13 protein-coding genes are annotated in these 16,957 nt (G+C 42.1%); 11 read left to right on the top strand and 2 right to left on the bottom strand.

Annotated features, from left to right (window positions below; genetic code table 11):
- The first annotated feature begins 13 nt into the window (after window positions 1–13).
- From ACJ9PY_RS15880 to ACJ9PY_RS15840, 9 genes are all read left to right on the top strand, one after another.
- Complete coding sequence (locus ACJ9PY_RS15880) at window positions 14–1,426, top strand: purine-cytosine permease family protein (RefSeq protein ID WP_411738547.1); 1,413 nt, start codon at window positions 14–16, stop codon at window positions 1,424–1,426.
- A gap of 47 nt (window positions 1,427–1,473) precedes the next feature.
- A complete protein-coding gene (locus ACJ9PY_RS15875) occupies window positions 1,474–2,463 on the top strand; it encodes a heme-dependent oxidative N-demethylase family protein (RefSeq protein WP_098937566.1) in 990 nt (329 codons plus the stop codon).
- Window positions 2,464–2,475: 12 nt separating this feature from the next.
- Window positions 2,476–2,994, top strand: coding sequence for a hypothetical protein (locus tag ACJ9PY_RS15870; RefSeq protein WP_268565513.1), 519 nt, complete (start codon window positions 2,476–2,478; stop codon window positions 2,992–2,994).
- A 29-nt stretch (window positions 2,995–3,023) separates the two neighbouring features.
- Window positions 3,024–3,965: a PDR/VanB family oxidoreductase gene (locus ACJ9PY_RS15865; protein ID WP_411738546.1), complete on the top strand. Its 942-nt coding sequence runs from the start codon at window positions 3,024–3,026 to the stop codon at window positions 3,963–3,965.
- Window positions 3,966–4,019: 54 nt separating this feature from the next.
- Window positions 4,020–5,513, top strand: a complete 1,494-nt coding sequence (locus tag ACJ9PY_RS15860) for an aldehyde dehydrogenase family protein (protein ID WP_063575826.1) — start codon at window positions 4,020–4,022, stop codon at window positions 5,511–5,513.
- Window positions 5,514–6,583: 1,070 nt separating this feature from the next.
- On the top strand, window positions 6,584–8,188 hold the full coding sequence (locus ACJ9PY_RS15855; protein ID WP_411738545.1) for a sigma-54 interaction domain-containing protein: 1,605 nt from the start codon (window positions 6,584–6,586) through the stop codon (window positions 8,186–8,188).
- A 133-nt stretch (window positions 8,189–8,321) separates the two neighbouring features.
- A complete protein-coding gene (locus ACJ9PY_RS15850) occupies window positions 8,322–9,473 on the top strand; it encodes an iron-containing alcohol dehydrogenase (RefSeq protein ID WP_411738544.1) in 1,152 nt (383 codons plus the stop codon).
- A 14-nt stretch (window positions 9,474–9,487) separates the two neighbouring features.
- Complete coding sequence (locus ACJ9PY_RS15845) at window positions 9,488–10,876, top strand: hypothetical protein (protein WP_328178563.1); 1,389 nt, start codon at window positions 9,488–9,490, stop codon at window positions 10,874–10,876.
- On the top strand, window positions 10,873–12,312 hold the full coding sequence (locus ACJ9PY_RS15840) for an NAD-dependent succinate-semialdehyde dehydrogenase (RefSeq protein WP_278088964.1): 1,440 nt from the start codon (window positions 10,873–10,875) through the stop codon (window positions 12,310–12,312). The genes ACJ9PY_RS15845 and ACJ9PY_RS15840 overlap by 4 nt, the downstream gene beginning before the upstream one ends.
- Before the next feature lie 90 nt (window positions 12,313–12,402).
- On the opposite strand, the gene anmK is transcribed toward ACJ9PY_RS15840, so the two are convergent.
- Window positions 12,403–13,575 carry an anhydro-N-acetylmuramic acid kinase AnmK gene (anmK, locus tag ACJ9PY_RS15835; RefSeq protein ID WP_411738543.1) on the bottom strand — a complete coding sequence of 391 codons (1,173 nt, stop codon included), beginning with the start codon at window positions 13,573–13,575 and terminating at the stop codon, window positions 12,403–12,405.
- 163 nt (window positions 13,576–13,738) lie between these two features.
- Window positions 13,739–15,349 (bottom strand): glycoside hydrolase family 10 protein, encoded by a 1,611-nt coding sequence (locus tag ACJ9PY_RS15830; protein ID WP_411740291.1) that lies wholly within the window; start codon window positions 15,347–15,349, stop codon window positions 13,739–13,741.
- A 332-nt stretch (window positions 15,350–15,681) separates the two neighbouring features.
- Between ACJ9PY_RS15830 and murQ the strand changes: the two genes are divergently transcribed.
- Complete coding sequence (gene murQ, locus ACJ9PY_RS15825; RefSeq protein WP_063575832.1) at window positions 15,682–16,566, top strand: N-acetylmuramic acid 6-phosphate etherase; 885 nt, start codon at window positions 15,682–15,684, stop codon at window positions 16,564–16,566.
- A 41-nt stretch (window positions 16,567–16,607) separates the two neighbouring features.
- Window positions 16,608–16,913: a PTS sugar transporter subunit IIB gene (locus ACJ9PY_RS15820; RefSeq protein ID WP_063575833.1), complete on the top strand. Its 306-nt coding sequence runs from the start codon at window positions 16,608–16,610 to the stop codon at window positions 16,911–16,913.
- Window positions 16,914–16,957: the final 44 nt, after the last annotated feature.

Raw genomic sequence — 16,957 nt, 5'->3', positions numbered from 1 at the left:
GGGAGAGAAGCGTGTGAGCAAAGAGAATTCCTCCATTTCAAAGGATGTGGCCTTTGGGTTCTTACCGGCAAGTAAAAACGACCGGATTTTTAACCTACGGGATTTAATTTTAGTTCAAGTTGTTATTGGCCTCTCATCTTTTGGGCTGTTGACTGGCGGATATACAGGTACAATGCTTGACGCGAAGCAGTCACTTGCAGCGATTTTATTCGGTAACGCCTTCCCTATGCTGTTGATTGTTCCCATTACCCTTTATTTTGCGCGTTATGGCATAGACACTTTTGTTGGGTTTCGAAGTTCACTTGGTTATTTAGGATCCAATATCTTTTTCTTTGTTTTTCTTATTTTGACCCTCGGCTACATTTCCATTGCGCTCTTTATGTCCGGCCAGGCGTTGGCAGAGTCTGCTAATTGGCTGGGGATGCCCGCAATTTTTTCAAGCCAAGCAATGGGGGCGCCGTTTTTCTCGATATTACTCTTTATCTGTGCATTTCTTGTAACTGTGAGGGGACCGGTAGCGATTCAAAAATATACCGCAGTGGCCGTGCCGGTTTTTATGGTTCTCATGTTTGGCCTTCTCGCAATTGTCTTGTTTGGACAGGGATTCACGAAAGTTGCCCATATACTTCCTTCTGAACCCTTTGAAACGACTTCTCGTTCATTCGCGACAGCCCTGGAATTAAATATCGGTCTCGGCTTTTCATGGCTTCCGTATCTTGGCCAATACAGCCGTTTGTCCAAAACAGAAGGAGGCGCATTTAAAGCGGGATTCTACAGCTATGGAATCATCGTCTGTATCGCTGCTTTAGTTGGGGCCCTTGCTGCATTAGTCGCTGGTTCACTTAATCCTTCTGACTGGATGTTTTCCATCGCAGGAAGTTGGGGCGGCTTCATTGGCTTGATTTTACTTTCGGTAGGGAATGTCGGTGCAGCCATTTTCCTTATGTACTCACAAGCTGTCAGCTTTAAAACTGTATTCCCGAAAAAATCATGGATGATTGCGATGGGAACGACCGTACCGACTATATTCTTGCTTCTAAGCTCAACGTTCTACGATGCATTTGGCTCATTCATTGCTGTCATTTCCTTCATTATGGCTGTACTTGGCGGCATTGTCGTGGCAGATTACTTTTTTGTAAAGCGCCAACGCATTTCAATAAGGGATTTGTATGACACACAAGGCTCTTATACTTATTGGAAAGGCATTAACCCGTCTGCCGTTCTCACGGTGGTCATTGGAACGATCGTTTACTGGGCACTCTATAATCCATTGACTTTTGAAGCAAGTGACTTTTTCCTTTATACAGCTGCCGGAATTCCAACATACTTTGTCGCTTTAGTCACCTACTATGTTTCATCTAAATACATTTTCCGTTATGAAGTTGACATGGTGCGTCCATCCGTGGAATTAAAGGAAGCTAAGTAGAAAAAAACTCACTTTAAAGAATCTAGGGAACGAGAGGAGATTGTTCAATGTTTACACAAAGTTTAGATTTCAAAACAACAGATTTAGATACATTCCCATTTCCATTCACTTCAGGTAACTATCGTTATTCAAACGACTTGAAAAAACTCTCAAACGTTAACTGTATTGAAGTTACACCAGAATACAAACTCCAAGTGGAAACGAAGCGTCGTCTCCTTGAAGAACAGCCGCATATAAGGTTTCAATCTTTTTCACACACAATGGAAATGCAATGGGAAGTGTTGGAAATGCTGATTGACATGGCAGCTGATCGCTATCCGGAGCATTTCGAGGTCATTAAAGATGGGGACAAATGGACTTTCAAGAACCACATTTTCGGGGAAACCGATTCATTCGTGTATGGCGATGCCAGCACGCTTCCAAATGAGCCGCTTGACTATATAGGCCGCCATTTCCATAATGATTTTGTTTTAATGGTTCATCGCGATAGTAATTTCTATTTGGAAGTGGGTCAAGTTTCATACGCTGCACTCTTCTCGGCTAACTGGAATAAAGGGATGTCCTTTGATGAGATACATGCACCTGTTCCATTCGTATCACGGAAAGGTGATGAACTCGCAGATCGCGTTCGTAAGTTTTTATTATCCATCGAGCCAGGAAAGCCATGGACACGCATCAATTGGAACCTGATGGCGGACCGTTGGGATGTCAACTATGAAACGATGGATGTCTGGGGACCTCAACGTTCTGAAATAACACCGGAAAATGCAGGTAAACTTGTTCGTTTACGTGTTGAAGAACAAAAATTTTATCGCATGCCACGAAGCAACGCCATTCTATTCGTATTGAATACTCAATTCCTGCCGCTAGAGGATTTGACATTGCGCCAGGAGTGGTTTGATCTAACATATAGCGTACTGCAGGATATTCCCGGACCAATGGCTGAATACAAAGGAATTGCCCCATTCCTACCACAATCGGTCGAATATTTGAGGAGTATCGATGAAAAGAAAAAAGCGAAGATAAACAATAAGTAGGAGGATAGGGCCTTGTACAATAGTCCAGTATTGTTTGATAAATCCATTACGATCGTAAACAAATTTACCCCTCGGAATGAACGAAGAAAGTTTGTCGTCATTTCCGATCAAGCCGGATATGATCAGGCGAAAAGTTTCACTTCTGAAATTGCAGGTACAGTGCCTATTGAATGTCTATCCATTAACGGAATGGAAGATAAAGAGGAGATTAAGAGAGTCATCCTGTCACAAAAGATGGGCACCCAATTTTATATTGCGGCTGCATGGAACAATGCCGTGATGATCTTCTCGCTCGGAGTGGAGGCTGGTCTATCAGAAGCTGAGATCCAGACGGTGATTATCGGGCCTAAACGACGATACGTATATTGCATGAAATGTTTCGAAGTGTCGGAAGTCGAAGAAGAAGCAGAAATTGCAGAATGTGACCATTGCAAAGCCAGTCTTGAAATAGGTCCTTTTTATTCAATCGTACGGGAAGGTTATATTGGTTACCCATACATCCCGATCGGAAAAGAAGAAGTAGGGAGCTGATCATCATGCGGGTAGTAGGAAATATTCAAATGAAAGTAAACAAGATCATTCAAGAAACTCCATTCGTGAAACAGTTCGAGTTGATTCCAGTTGATGGAAAGCCGTTGCCTGCATTTACAGGCGGTTCGCATTTGACCACTTACATGCCGGCTGGAGATAAGATTTTCGAGAGAGAGTACTCCCTTATCAGCAACCCAAGGGACCGCAATAAATATGCGATTTCCATTCGGCGTGATGAGGCATCACGCGGAGGTTCGGCTTTCTGGCATGATCAAGTAAAGGTAGATTCCAGGTTGGAAGTCAGTTTTCCCAAAAATAACTTCCCTCTCAGCTTTCAAGCTAAGCATCATGCTTTTTATGCAGCTGGAATCGGCATAACCCCATTTCTGGCAATGATGGAAGACATGGCCGCCGAAGGGCAAACCTTCGAACTCCATTATGCTGCACGCACTCCGGAGTTATGTGCTTTTTATGATCTGCTGAAAGCCAAATACAATGATCAATGCACCTTTTATTTTTCACAGGCAGAAGACAAACGCAGAATGATGCCCGAGACGATGATGGATCATCGCATTGGCACGCACGTCTATTTTTGCGGACCAATCGAGATGGTGCAAGAGTATCGAAAAGCTGCCAGTTCCTATGGTTATCCGGAACATGCGATCCACTTCGAATTATTTGCGGCAAAAAATGATGGGGCGAGAGATCCTTTCATCGTCGACCTTACAGACAGCGATCGGTCCATCCGCGTTCATGAGGGTGAAACACTGCTTGATGCGCTTTTAAGGGAAGGAATCGATGCACCTTATTCTTGTAAAGTAGGCGGGTGCGGAAGTTGTGAGGTGGATGTTGCAGAAGGTGAAGTGGATCACCGTGATTTCTTCCTTAGCGAAGAAAACCGTCAAACACGGAAATCAATCCTGACATGCTGCTCACGTGCGAAGGACGACAGACTGGTCTTAAAACTGTAACGATTAAATCCCGTACAGATTATAAAAAAATAATGAAAACCGGAGGAATGAAACATGACAATATTAGAAACGGCAGTATTAGAGCTTAAAAATTACATCGACGGTAAGTGGCAGACCTCATCATCAAATGAAGTAATCCCGGTAATCAATCCTGCAACACAGGAAATCATCGCACAAGCTCCGCGTGCCACCAAAGAAGATACAGAAAGGGCAATCTCAGTAGCGAAGGCAGCCTTTGAAAGTGGAATCTGGTCAGGCCTAACAGCACAGGAGCGTGCTTCCTACCTATATAAAATCGCTGATAAAATTGATGAACGGGCCGAAGAGTTAACGATTCTTGAAACAATGGACAACGGGAAACTTAAAGCAGAGGCAGGTTTCGATATTGCTGATGCCGCCGCGTGTTTCCGTTACTACGCTGGTTTGGTCCTTCATCCAGAAGGGGAAACGTATCAAGTTCCCGCACCCGTGCAAGCGATGGTTGTTCGTGAGCCAGTAGGTGTAGCCGGTTTGATTGTACCTTGGAATTTCCCACTTCTAATGAGTGTCTGGAAAATCGCACCGGCGCTTGCGGCAGGAAACACCATTGTATATAAACCGGCTGAAGTAACACCTGTAACAGCAATGAAATTATTCGAAATCCTGGAGGAAGCAGGCATCCCGAAAGGTGTGGCTAATATGGTGATGGGCCGCGGCACCGTTGTCGGTCAAACCATCGCGGAAAGCAACGATGTTGACATTGTTTCATTTACAGGAAGTACGGATGTTGGCCGCTCCATCATGAAGGCGGCAGCGGGCAACTTAAAGAAAATTTCCCTTGAGCTTGGCGGTAAATCACCTAACATCGTTTTTGCAGATGCAGATTTAGAGACAGCCGTCGATTATGGATTATTTGGCATCTTCTTCGGTGCCGGTCAAGTTTGTTCATCAGGCAGCCGAATTCTAGTTGAAGAAAGTATTTATGATGAATATGTAAAACGCTATGTTGAACGCGCAAATAAAATTAAAGTTGGACCTGGACTTGCAGAAGACAGCAACATGGGGGCCATTGTCAGCGAAGCGCAAATGAATAGCATTTTGAACTATATTGAAATCGGCAAACAGGAAGGTGCGACACTTGCGGCAGGCGGGTACCGTCTTGTTGATGACGGTCTTGACAAAGGGTACTTCATTGCACCGACTGTCTTCACCGATGTAACACCTGACATGCGCATCGTACAAGAGGAGATCTTCGGTCCAGTCGTTGTCATTCAAAAGTTCAAAGATGAAGAAGAAGCTATTAAACTGGCAAATGATACAGACTACGGACTTGCAGGCGGCGTCTTCACGAATGATGGAGCAAAAGGATTGCGTGTGATCAAGAAGGTACGGGCAGGCATCACATGGGTAAATGATTATCATCCAACATATGTCGAGGCGCCATGGGGCGGTTACAAACAGAGCGGGATTGGACGCAGTTTAGGAAAATACGGCTTGGACGAATACCAGGAAATTAAACAAATCAACATCAATCTCGATGTAAAACCCGTCGGCTGGTTTCCAAAATAATCGTCACTTACTTTCTTTAATCAAACCAAAAACCTAATCCAAATACGGATTAGGTTTCAGTTTGGCGACAAAATGGGGTTAGTGAAAGGGCTATGTGTAATGATTTCCACTCCAGGCACTCGCTTTCCGCGGGCGGTCCGCCCTCGGCTGTTCGCCTGCGGGGTCTCCCTTGGCCACGCTTTTCCCGCAGGAGTCTCGTACCTTCCATTCCAATCAACTGGAACTACTTTTTAAGAAATATTGTAGGGAAACTGGCTTTTTTTCTCCAATCCGTATATAGTCTGGCGGTTTCATAAATTTTTTGACAAAAGGAGTTTCGAATTGCATTCGCCCTGAACCAATATTAAACTTGAGTATCTTTCATGTTTTTTACTAGTTTATACGGATGTAACCCTCACTAGATTGAAGAGATTTGCGACACTCCTGCCGAATTACTGGCTAGCCGAGACCCCACAGGCGCTTGCTTTGATGAGGCTTGGCAGACAGTCGGCGGAAAGGGAGCGGATCTCTGAAATCAGCTGCAACTTTTTTCAATGCAAACTGAGTTTTCATCGGGTTTGTCTACAATCTGAAACCTAATCCAAATACGGATTAGGTTTTTTCAAACTGTCGAGAAACTTTTTAAAACACTTAACAAATAGTTCTTAACCCTTAAATTATCTGAAATTAAACAATCTTAAGGTATGAGCCATTTCGCAGGCATTTTTATTATGCAACAAAAGGACAAGTTTTCCTGTGATGAGTGAAAATGGATTTGAGCATAAAAAACACCATTGATATGATAAAAGTAACATACCATTGCTATTTATCGTTTTAATCAGAAAAAGGGCAATGAGATTGAATCGTTTTACCGGTGCAGCATTTATTCTTGGTGTCGTTGATTGTCGTACATAGTATCATTAAAAAGAAAAAGGAAAAAACATTACATAATGCTCACACAATATAATTTAATAAGTTCATTGTCTTCTTTAATTGAATAGACTTGGAAACCGACAGGACCTTCAAAAAGTCTTCAATCAAGGAGGAAGCGTTCTATCAAATAGTAAAGACCAGCCAGGGAGTGGATATTGATGACTAAGTTTTATTCGGATATGACAGTGGAGGAAGCAATATCTTGTTTCCCGATAGGAAGCACTGAAGTGGAAGTTTTGGATGATTCAGAGGATTTCATCGGATTTTTGACAATAGAGGCTTTATCAGCGGCAGTGCAGCAGAGTGATTTGACGAAGCCCATTTCTCATTTCATTACGGTTAATGCACCGCTGCAAAATTTACGGAATTACTCAATACCATATGATCAATTTCAAGCATTCTTTGAGAGTGATTTATGCAGGGTTGTTTTTAATGCTCTGTATGATGGCGTGTATATCACGGATGGTGATGGAACGACATTATTTATCAATCAAGCCTATCAACGTATTACTGGAATAAGAGAAGAGGAAATCATCGGAAAACCGATGAGTTATTTAATTGAGCAAGGTATGATATCCGTTTCAGCATCATTGGATTCCATTCGAACGAAGAATCAAGTTACTTTGACACAAAGAATTCGAAATGGAAGAAAGATTATCGTATCGGCCACACCTATTCTATCGCCACAAAATGAAGTTATATTTGTCATAAATAGTGTCAGGGATATTACTGAATTAATCCGGATGAAGTATACGATTGACAGCCAAAAGTTATCTTTCCAACCTATTTCCCAATTATTGCCTGGCTCGGAACAGGTCAATTTACAGGAAATAATCATTGGTCCTTCTACAACTCCTTTATTCAAACTGGCTGATAAAGTGGCTAAAACGGATGCGAAGATCTTGTTACAGGGGGAAACGGGAGTAGGGAAGAGTTTAATCGCCAAGTACATACATGCCAAAAGCTCCAGAAAGGAAAAAATTTTCCTTGAATTAAATTGCGGAGCCATTCCAGCGAACTTGGTGGAATCTGAACTTTTTGGATATGAACCAGGGGCATTTACCGGATCCCTTAAGAATGGAAAAATGGGGATTTTTGAAAAAGTGAATGGTGGCACGTTATTTTTGGACGAAATTGGGGATTTACCTTTAGAGTTACAGGTGAAACTTTTGAAAGTGGTAGAAGAAAACAAGTTTATGAGAGTGGGTTCTACCGAAATGAAAGAAGTGGATGTCAGGTTAATTACAGCCACCCATCGCGATCTGGCCTCCCTCGTGCAAGAAGGATCCTTCCGTGAAGATCTTTATTACCGGCTTAATATCGTTTCCTTTGAAGTCCCGCCGTTACGCCAGAGAAAGGAAGAAACGATCCCGCTTTTAGAAATGTATTTGAAAAAATTCAATGAAAAATATAATGAGAAGAAAAAGATGACACCGGAATGCTATGAATGGCTGACGAACTATTCGTGGCCTGGTAATATACGTGAGCTTGCGAGTCTTGCAGAGCGGCTGGTCGTCACGACTTATGATGATACGATTGATTTAGCTAATTTACCATCTTTCATCCAGCCGGCCTTATCAAGAAAAACGACAACACATTCTTTGAAGGAAGCCGTTTCCGAGCTGGAGCGTTCACTGATATTGAATGCGATGAAGAAGTATGGGACTACAAGGGCCGCTGCCATCTCTTTGGATATCAGTCAAAGCGCTTTGGTGCAAAAAATGAAAAAATTTCACATGCGATTAGAAAACGAATCGAATTAGTTTATTTGATTTGATTTCTACTCATTATTGATCCTATTACCCATGAAAAAAAGGGTATCTCCCTTATGAATTAAGCGTTTTCAAACTTTGGCATGATTCCTGCATTAGTAAATACATGAAAGGGGAGATAACCATGAATATTTCTATTTTTTCTATGGCTAACAAATTGGTGACAGGAGCAAATTCCTTACAGCAGCTGACTGATGAGGTTACGCAATTAGGGATGAAGAATCCGTTGATCGTTACAGATAAAGTTTTAGTGGGTGCTGGGGTTGTTCAAAGGGTTGAGGATTTACTTTCATCAGCATACGGTATTTTCTCGGATGTGAATCCAGAACCGGAAATTGAAATCGTTGAGAATTGTGTACGGACAATCAAGGACGGAAAACATGATGGACTGATTGCGGTAGGCGGTGGAAGTGCGATTGATATTGCAAAAGCCTCTTCCGTCATGGCTACGAATTCAGGCAGCATCGAGACCTATTTCGGTACGAACTTGATTGAAGTCCCAGGTCTACCTTTAATAGCCATACCCACGACGGCAGGGACCGGGTCAGAAGTGACGAATATTTCGATTTTATCGGACAAAAAAGAACAGGTAAAGAAGGGAATCGTAAGTCCGTATCTTTTACCGGATGTAGCGATTGTATCACCCGTCATGACGCTGACTTGCCCGCCAAGTGTGACTGCTGCGAGCGGAGTGGATGCACTTGTTCATGCCGTAGAGGCCTATATTTCCAAATTTGCGTCGCCCGTTACGGATGCTTTGGCAATTGGGGCCATGAAGTTAATCTCTGTACATTTACCAAAGGCTTATGCTGCGCCAGATAATCTGGAAGCACGGGAAGCGATGATAACTGGAAGCCTAATGGCAGGGTTAGCTTTTGGCAATGCAGGTGTTGGAGCTGTTCATGCCTTAGCTTATCCGCTTGGAGGCCGCTTCCATTTATCACATGGAGTCAGCAATTCATTATTACTGCCATTTGTCATGAAGTGGAATAAAATTGCCTGTTTGGAAAGGTTTCGCGACATTGCTGAAGCACTTGGAGAGAAAGTCAATCATTTAAATGATGATGAGGCAGCGGATAAAGCGATAGAAGCGATGACCAGAATATGTCGCTATGTTGATATACCACAATCACTAAGTGAATTTGAGATTCCTGAATCGGCTTTAAGTGAAATGGCTGCCGAGGCCATCAAACAAGTCCGTTTACTTCGCAATAATCCCCGTGCATTAAACGTTCGGGATATCGAAAAAATATACCGTTCAGCCTATGGCTTTTAAGTGGAGGAAACATTATGAAATGGAAAAAACGCCGCTACGGAGAAGAGACATCGTATATACCTGCGGGACCTTTTAAGATTAGACTGCCATTTGTCCATTATCGTTTTGAGTGGCCTGACTACGTTCAAGGATTATTGATGTGTGCAGTTGACCTTGGAGCGATAACGCTGCTTGCAGACCATCTCGGTATGCCTTTTGACGTGGCTCTAGCCGTCGTTATCTTGAATGGATTATTATACTTGGCGCATCATTTACTCGGGGACCCGGTTATACCAGGTTGGATTACACCTGCGGTTCCATTGCTTGTATTGTTCGTCGGGCAATTTCCGGAGGGGCCTGATCGGGTCTATGCACTCGTTGCGTTTCAATTAACATTAGGTATTTTATCGATATTGCTAGGAATGACCGGACTTGCCAGTAAGGTCGTGCGACTAGTGCCGAATGCAATCAAATCAGGCATTATTTTAGGGGCGGGTATTGGTGCTGTCGTTTCCATTTTTGAAGTGGGTGGAAAGTTTGATTTATTTCCTTATACAATTAGCATTTGTATCGGCTTTGCTTTTTATCTGCTTTTTTCGAAAAGTTTTGGAAAATTGAAAATGCGAAATAAAGCTTGGGTATTCATAGGGAATTTAGGGATATTGCCGGCAATTTTACTCGCGGTCTTTGTAGCCCCGATTTTTGGAGAAGCAAAATGGCCTGATATCCAATGGGGATTCAGCAGTCCGGATTTTGCTACGCTATGGTCAGACTATACTGTTTTCGGTTTAGGTTTTCCTGCCTTGACCTTCTTTTTAAGTGCGATTCCAGCTGTTTTTGCTACTTATTTAGTCGTATTCGGGGATGTGCTCAAAACAAAAGCGCTGCTTTCTGAATCCGATGAGGTCAGGGAAGATGAAAAGGTGGACTATAATCCAAACAGAGCCCATTTAATTTTTGGCGGCCGAAATGTGATCATGAGTTTTATCGGACCTGATATAACAATGTGCGGTCCGTTGTGGGCAGCCATGCAGGTCGTGGTTGTGGAACGGTTCAAGAATGGCAAGAAAGCCATGAATTCTTTCTTCGGCGGTGCCGGCTCGTTCCGTTGGGGTACGAATACAGGGTTATTCCTATTGCCGGTAGTCAGCCTCGTGGAACCCATTCTCGGTGTCGCCTTGGCTTTGACGCTTTTGGTTCAAGGATATGTTAGCGTACGCGTAGGCGTGATGCAGGCGAAGAGCCAACGCGACCTTGGAATTGCAGGTGTCGTTGCTGCCATCCTTGTTATAAAAGGTGCTGGCATGGCGTTTGCTGCAGGCATTCTATTATGTGCCCTATTATATGGCAAGGACTTTTTCAAAGGAGAGAATGATAAGACTTTTACAGATCATGGAGAAGAAGAGGAGAGTAAGGCATCATGAAAAAAGTAGTGGAAAAATGGCCAATTTATATTAATGGCGCACCTATTCATACAGAAAGTCATTTTGTAGTGGAAAATCCAGCAACATTGGAGCCTGTGGGCTATGTTCCGGACGCTAACGAAAAAGAGGCAAAGGCTGCTGTGGATGCAGCTCAAGCTGCTTTTCTGACTTGGTCGAAAACGAGTGCATACCATAGGGCGGAATTACTAGAGAAATGGTACACAATCATTGAGAACAGGCTGGATGAAATCGCAACGATCATGACCCTGGAACAAGGAAAGCCATTGGCAGAGGCAAAAGGTGAAATGAAGTACGCCTCAAGTTTCGTGAAATGGTACGCTGAAGAAGCAAAGCGCAACTATGGGGAAATCATACCAGCCTCCGTTGCATCAAAGCGTATTTTAGTGCAAAAGCAGGCAGTCGGTGTCATTGCTGCCATTACCCCGTGGAATTTTCCTGCTGCCATGATCACGAGAAAAGTGGCGCCAGCTCTTGCTGCGGGATGTACCGTGGTCATAAAACCCGCGGAACAAACGCCTTTGACCGCTTTGCTATTGGTTGAAAGTGCTCATGAAGCGGGCATTCCGGCTGGTGTGATAAATATTGTAACTACACAAAAACCGGGAGATGTATCAGACGTGTGGATGAATGATTCACGTGTTAAGAAGATCACATTTACCGGCTCCACTCCAGTAGGGAAACATTTAATGAAAAAGGCGGCAGAAACAGTGAAAAAAGTCTCGCTCGAACTCGGTGGATTGGCTCCGTTCATCATTGCTGAGGATGCGAATATCGAAGAAGCAGTAAATGGTTTGATTCAATCGAAATTCAGGAATGCTGGACAAACATGTATTTGTGCGAACAGGATATTCGTCCATGAGACAATTGAACAGCCGTTTTTACAAGCTTTCGAACAAGCTGTTTTAGCTTTGAAGGTTGGAAATGGAATGGAAGGAGCCGATCTTGGTCCCTTGATAGATGGAGCTGCAGTTAAAAAGGTTCGGCTTCAGTTGGAGGATGCTGCAAGTAAGGGCGCCATAATCCATAACACCTCAAGAGTCGATGAAAAACAAGGCCATTTCATAGCACCAGCCATACTTTCCAATGTAACGGATGATATGCTGTGCATGCAGGAAGAAACGTTTGGGCCAATTGCGCCAGTCAGTACATTCAAAACCGATCAAGAAGCGATAGATCGAGCCAATAACACGAATTTTGGCTTGGCAGCTTATGTGTATACCGAGTCACTTAATAAGGCGGTTGCCTACTCGGATGCACTTGAATATGGGATTGTCGGTATTAATGACAGTGCCCCATCCACTGCACAAGCGCCATTTGGAGGTATGAAGGAAAGCGGTATAGGCAGGGAAGGCGGACACTACGGCATGGATGAATATTTAGAAGTGAAGTATGTCTCCATGCAGCTTGGCAAGTAAAAAAACAGAAGGGTCCGCCATGATTCTTAAGGCAAAAAAAGAGTGGAAGGCACATCAATTATCGATGTGCCTTCCACTCTTTTTCAATGGTTAAAATGCAATTTTACGTCCCTTCAGATAGGAAGGAGGAAAGGTCATGTTTCCAAGGATGACATCGGAGACAGCACCGGTAGCCATGGGAACGTTACTAGTATGACCATGGAAAGTCTCATTTGCAAGTAATGCAAAGGCCACCGCTTCTTTCGCTTCAGAAGAGTATCCCAACTCTTCTTGAGTCAAAACTCGAATAGAATTTCCAAGCAGTGATTGAATCATGTTTAATAGCGTTTTGTTACAGCTGCCACCGCCGCCAATGATCACTTCTTCAATACTGGTTTTTGGGAAGATGAAATTTCGATAGTTTTCCACAATGGACTTTGCTGTAAACATCGTTAAGGTTGCCAAAATATCTTGGTTTGGAAGCGATTCAAACATCTTTAATAGTTTTACTACATATTGCTTTCCAAACAATTCCCTGCCGGTTGATTTAGGTGGAGGGCTCATAATATAAGGATGACTGATACAATAAGATAAAAGTTCGTCATTGATTTGTCCTTGTTTAGCTATGTTTCCACCTTCGTCATAGCTTATATTGAACAATTGGCGGCATACTTCATCAATGATCATATTCCCAGGCCCTGTATCAAAAGCGTACATGTCATCCAAAGATGCTTGCTTGGGTAAGACGGTTACATTTCCAATGCCACCTATGTTTTGAAGTAATCGTCCCTTTGCTTCACTTCTATAAAGAATGTATTCGGTAAAAGGAACAAGAGGAGCTCCTTGTCCACCAGCAGCCATGTCCATCGTCCGGAAATTAGAGATTACAAGTGTGTTTGTATCGTAAGCAATTACTGCAGCTTCCCCAATTTGCAAAGTGGAGGGGATATAATTTTGTTCTTTTAAAGGCTGGTGGTAAATGGTTTGTCCATGGGATCCAATAAGATCCAGTTTATTAATGGGAAGTCCAGCTTTATGACAAACTTCCTTTACGGCATTGGCAAATAATTTCCCTAATTTAAAATTCAAACTGCATATTAACTGCACATTGGATGTATCTGCAGATAAAGACTGCATAATTTCTTTTTCAATTTCTTTTGGAAACGGGCATGTCATGAACTCAATCATTTCGAATTCAGTTTCGAGTCCACTTTTATTCACCCGAACGAGTGCGGCATCAATTCCATCCAGTGATGTTCCTGACATTAATCCAACTATGTACATCGTCATTCCACCTACTTCGATTCTTTTTTCATCCTGATATAGCATAATATACAACAGTGTATGCTATTAAGATAAAACCTTTTCCAATATATTGTTTATGGTTGCTTTACGTCCATTGTTCACTGAGAAGGGCCTTTTAAACTATAATGCTATTTCTTGAAGATCATTGTACTTTTATATCAATCTGTTTAGTTTGTTTGCTTTCATTGTGGGTGCGGTCCAATGCTGTCACAACATATGTGTAAGTCTTTCCTTTTTCTACACTGCCGTCATTAAACAATTGACTTGTATTTTCCTTATGCACTGTGGCAAGTAAGTTCGTTGAATCTTCAATGTTTCCTTTTTTCTTCCCATCAAAACGATAAATGGCATAATAGGTTGCATCTGATTGCTTATGATCTTGAATTTCGAATTGTATCCCATCTCCTGATTGTGTGGCCTTGCTCACCTTTGGGGCCTTTGGTGCATGATCATCAATCCAAGGCATGGCTGGAACCAATGCAGGATGCTTATAAATATCCTCGCTTAAGCGATCCGCTATCCCAAGAGGGTTTTTCCGTAAATCCTTGGCACTGAAATGCATGCTTCCATCAAATTCCTTATATGTTCGATTCAGTTTTAACTGGTTTGGCATTTCTTCAGGGTTGAACCAGTTTTGCACACCATTGGACTCTGTATTAATTTTATAGTCTCCCTGTCCAATATAGAGTTGAACATTTTTTCCTGCGACTTCTTTTGTCCACCAATCCAGAAGTTTGGCATAGTCAGCTACTGGCAATCCTATATTCCAATATAATTGAGGGGCAATATAATCAATGTATCCATTATTGATCCATGTTCGGGTATCTGCATATAAATCATCATAATTCGTTTGTCCAGCGGCAGTGTCAGATCCTGTGGGATCAACTGCTTTGTTGCGCCAAACTCCAAATGGACTTATACCAAACTTCACAAAAGATTTTTCTGCCTTGATTTCTTCGTTTATATTCTTAACAAGGTTATTTACATTATCCCTGCGCCAATCTTCAACATTTGTAAATCTATCTGCTCCATATTTTTGATAGGAAATATCATCTGGGAAAGGTACTCCTGCAATCTTGTAAGGATAGAAATAATCGTCCATATGGACTGCATCGATATCATAATTCTTAACAACTTCCAATATTCCATCGATCACAAACCGTTGTACGCCAGGAATGCCTGGGTCAAAGTACAATTGCTGTCCATATGGTATGACCCAATCCGGATGCTTTCTAGCAGGATGAGATTCTGGAAGATTATCAATATCCGCTATTTCAGCTGTTTTACCTAAAGGCATCGTAATGCGGTACGGATTAAACCACGCATGGAATTCCATATTACGATCATGTGCCGCTTCTACCATGAATGCAAGAGGGTCATACCCAGGATCTTTTCCTTGGACCCCTGTTAAATACTTTGACCAAAGACCGTATTCAGAAGGATAAAAAGCATCCGCAGTGGGTTTGATTTGCATAACGACAGCATTCATCCCCATCGCTTTTTGTTCATCCAAATATTTTATGAATTCTTCTTTCTGTGCTGATATGGATAAACCAGGTTTGGACGGCCAGTCAATATTTAACACACTTGCAATCCAAGTTGCCCGCAGTTCCTGTTTTACATAAGTGGTTGCTTGCGGGATTGTCCCTGATTCTGCATTTGCAATCAAATCAGCTGGAAGGAGAAGTGATCCTCCCACCAAAGCGGCTAGTGCCAATGAACCCAATTTTTTCTTTGTAATTCTTTCATGCATCAATAGTACAACCTCATTTCATTACTAATATTTATATTTAATTATTTGTAAGCGTTAACAAATAATGAATATATGAATTTGTCATCTATGAATAGTGAGATAAGATCTAACAATAAAAAGAATCGTAGGTTTGGTTCACTAAATGGCTACTCGGTTTACATTTTTTATTTTTAGCAGAAAGATAACAATCAATTAGTTATCTTACTTTTATTTTAAAATTAAATTTTAAAAATGTATATACAATATTGAAATTAAATTTTAATAGTGATATAGTCTCTTTAGCTAATAAAGTTTCACCACTTTCACCACTGAAATAAAAAAGGATGATATGTATGCTAGAGCATTTAACGACAGAGAGTCGTAATGAAAAGACCATGAGTTTAGATGAAATGGGAACTCTTGAATTTTTAGAAGTGATGAACGAAGAAGACATTAAAGTTGCCCATTGTGTAAAAAAAGAACTTCCGCAAATTTCTAAAGCTGTGGACATGATCGTTGAAGCCATGAATAAAAACGGCAGATTAATTTACATGGGTGCAGGAACAAGCGGGCGCATCGGTTTATTGGATGCAGTAGAATGTCCCCCGACATTCAATACCGATCCGAGTGAAGTAGTGGGTCTCATAGCTGGTGGGGAAAAGGCTTTCATTAAGGCGGTTGAAGGTGCTGAAGACAGTTTTGAATTAGGTCCTGAAGATTTGAAGAAAATCGAATTGACAAACAGGGACGTCGTAGTGGGCATTGCAGCTAGTGGACGCACTCCATATGTTATTGCTGGATTGGAATATGCCAATCAAGTTGGTGCAGGAACTGTGTCGATAAGCTGTAACAAAGGTTCCGAAATAGGTAAGATTGCAAAAGTTGCGATTGAAGTGGTAAATGGGCCTGAAGTCCTGACGGGTTCTACACGTTTAAAAGCTGGAACATCGCAAAAGTTAGTATGCAATATGCTTTCCACCGCATCAATGGTTGGAGTTGGAAAAGTTTATGGGAATTTAATGGTAGATTTACAGTTAACTAATGAAAAGCTGGTTGAACGTGCAAAACGTATTATCATGGATGCTACTGACTGCAGCTATGAAATTGCAGATGAATTTTTAGAAAAGGCACATGCCCAGCCTAAAATCGCCATTGTCATGATTTTAACGAATGTATCATATGAAGAAGCGTCAAATCGTTTAGTGAAGGCACAAGGATTCATTAGAAAAACGATTTAACGCTTTTTATAAAAAAAATCAAAAAATTGGAGGAACAAATAATGAAGGTATTATTCGTATGTTCAGGTGGAATGTCCAGTGCAATCGTTGTAAGCGCTTTAAAAAAGGAAGGGGAAAAACAGGGTATAAACATAGAAGTATTGGCGGTCGGCACGCAAGAATTCGATGCAGAAGTACGAAATGGCTGGGATGTTGCGATGGTAGCTCCGCAAGTCAAACATCGTTTCGACGGCTTTAAGGCTTCTGCAGATGAAGCGGGCGTCCCATGTGAAGCCATTCCAGCTCAAGCCTACAGCCCTCTTGGCGGACCTAAGCTACTTAAACTTGTAACGGAACTAGTAAAATAATAAACGGACCACTATTCTTATCACTAAACGTAAAAGGGGAAAAC

The organism is Peribacillus sp. S4 (assembly GCF_046715815.1).
GTDB classification, from domain to species: Bacteria; Bacillota; Bacilli; order Bacillales; family DSM-1321; genus Peribacillus; species Peribacillus frigoritolerans.
This window is presented reverse-complemented; position numbering and strand designations above follow the sequence as displayed.

Coding starts and splice junctions, on each gene's coding strand:
- ACJ9PY_RS15875 (WP_098937566.1), top strand. CDS start 1,474: ATGTTTACACAAAGTTTAGATTTCAAAACAACAGATTTAGATACATTC.
- ACJ9PY_RS15865 (WP_411738546.1), top strand. CDS start 3,024: ATGAAAGTAAACAAGATCATTCAAGAAACTCCATTCGTGAAACAGTTC.
- ACJ9PY_RS15860 (WP_063575826.1), top strand. CDS start 4,020: ATGACAATATTAGAAACGGCAGTATTAGAGCTTAAAAATTACATCGAC.
- ACJ9PY_RS15855 (WP_411738545.1), top strand. CDS start 6,584: ATGACTAAGTTTTATTCGGATATGACAGTGGAGGAAGCAATATCTTGT.
- ACJ9PY_RS15850 (WP_411738544.1), top strand. CDS start 8,322: ATGAATATTTCTATTTTTTCTATGGCTAACAAATTGGTGACAGGAGCA.
- ACJ9PY_RS15845 (WP_328178563.1), top strand. CDS start 9,488: ATGAAATGGAAAAAACGCCGCTACGGAGAAGAGACATCGTATATACCT.
- ACJ9PY_RS15840 (WP_278088964.1), top strand. CDS start 10,873: ATGAAAAAAGTAGTGGAAAAATGGCCAATTTATATTAATGGCGCACCT.
- anmK (WP_411738543.1), bottom strand. CDS start 13,575: ATGTACATAGTTGGATTAATGTCAGGAACATCACTGGATGGAATTGAT.
- ACJ9PY_RS15830 (WP_411740291.1), bottom strand. CDS start 15,349: ATGCATGAAAGAATTACAAAGAAAAAATTGGGTTCATTGGCACTAGCC.
- murQ (WP_063575832.1), top strand. CDS start 15,682: ATGCTAGAGCATTTAACGACAGAGAGTCGTAATGAAAAGACCATGAGT.
- ACJ9PY_RS15820 (WP_063575833.1), top strand. CDS start 16,608: ATGAAGGTATTATTCGTATGTTCAGGTGGAATGTCCAGTGCAATCGTT.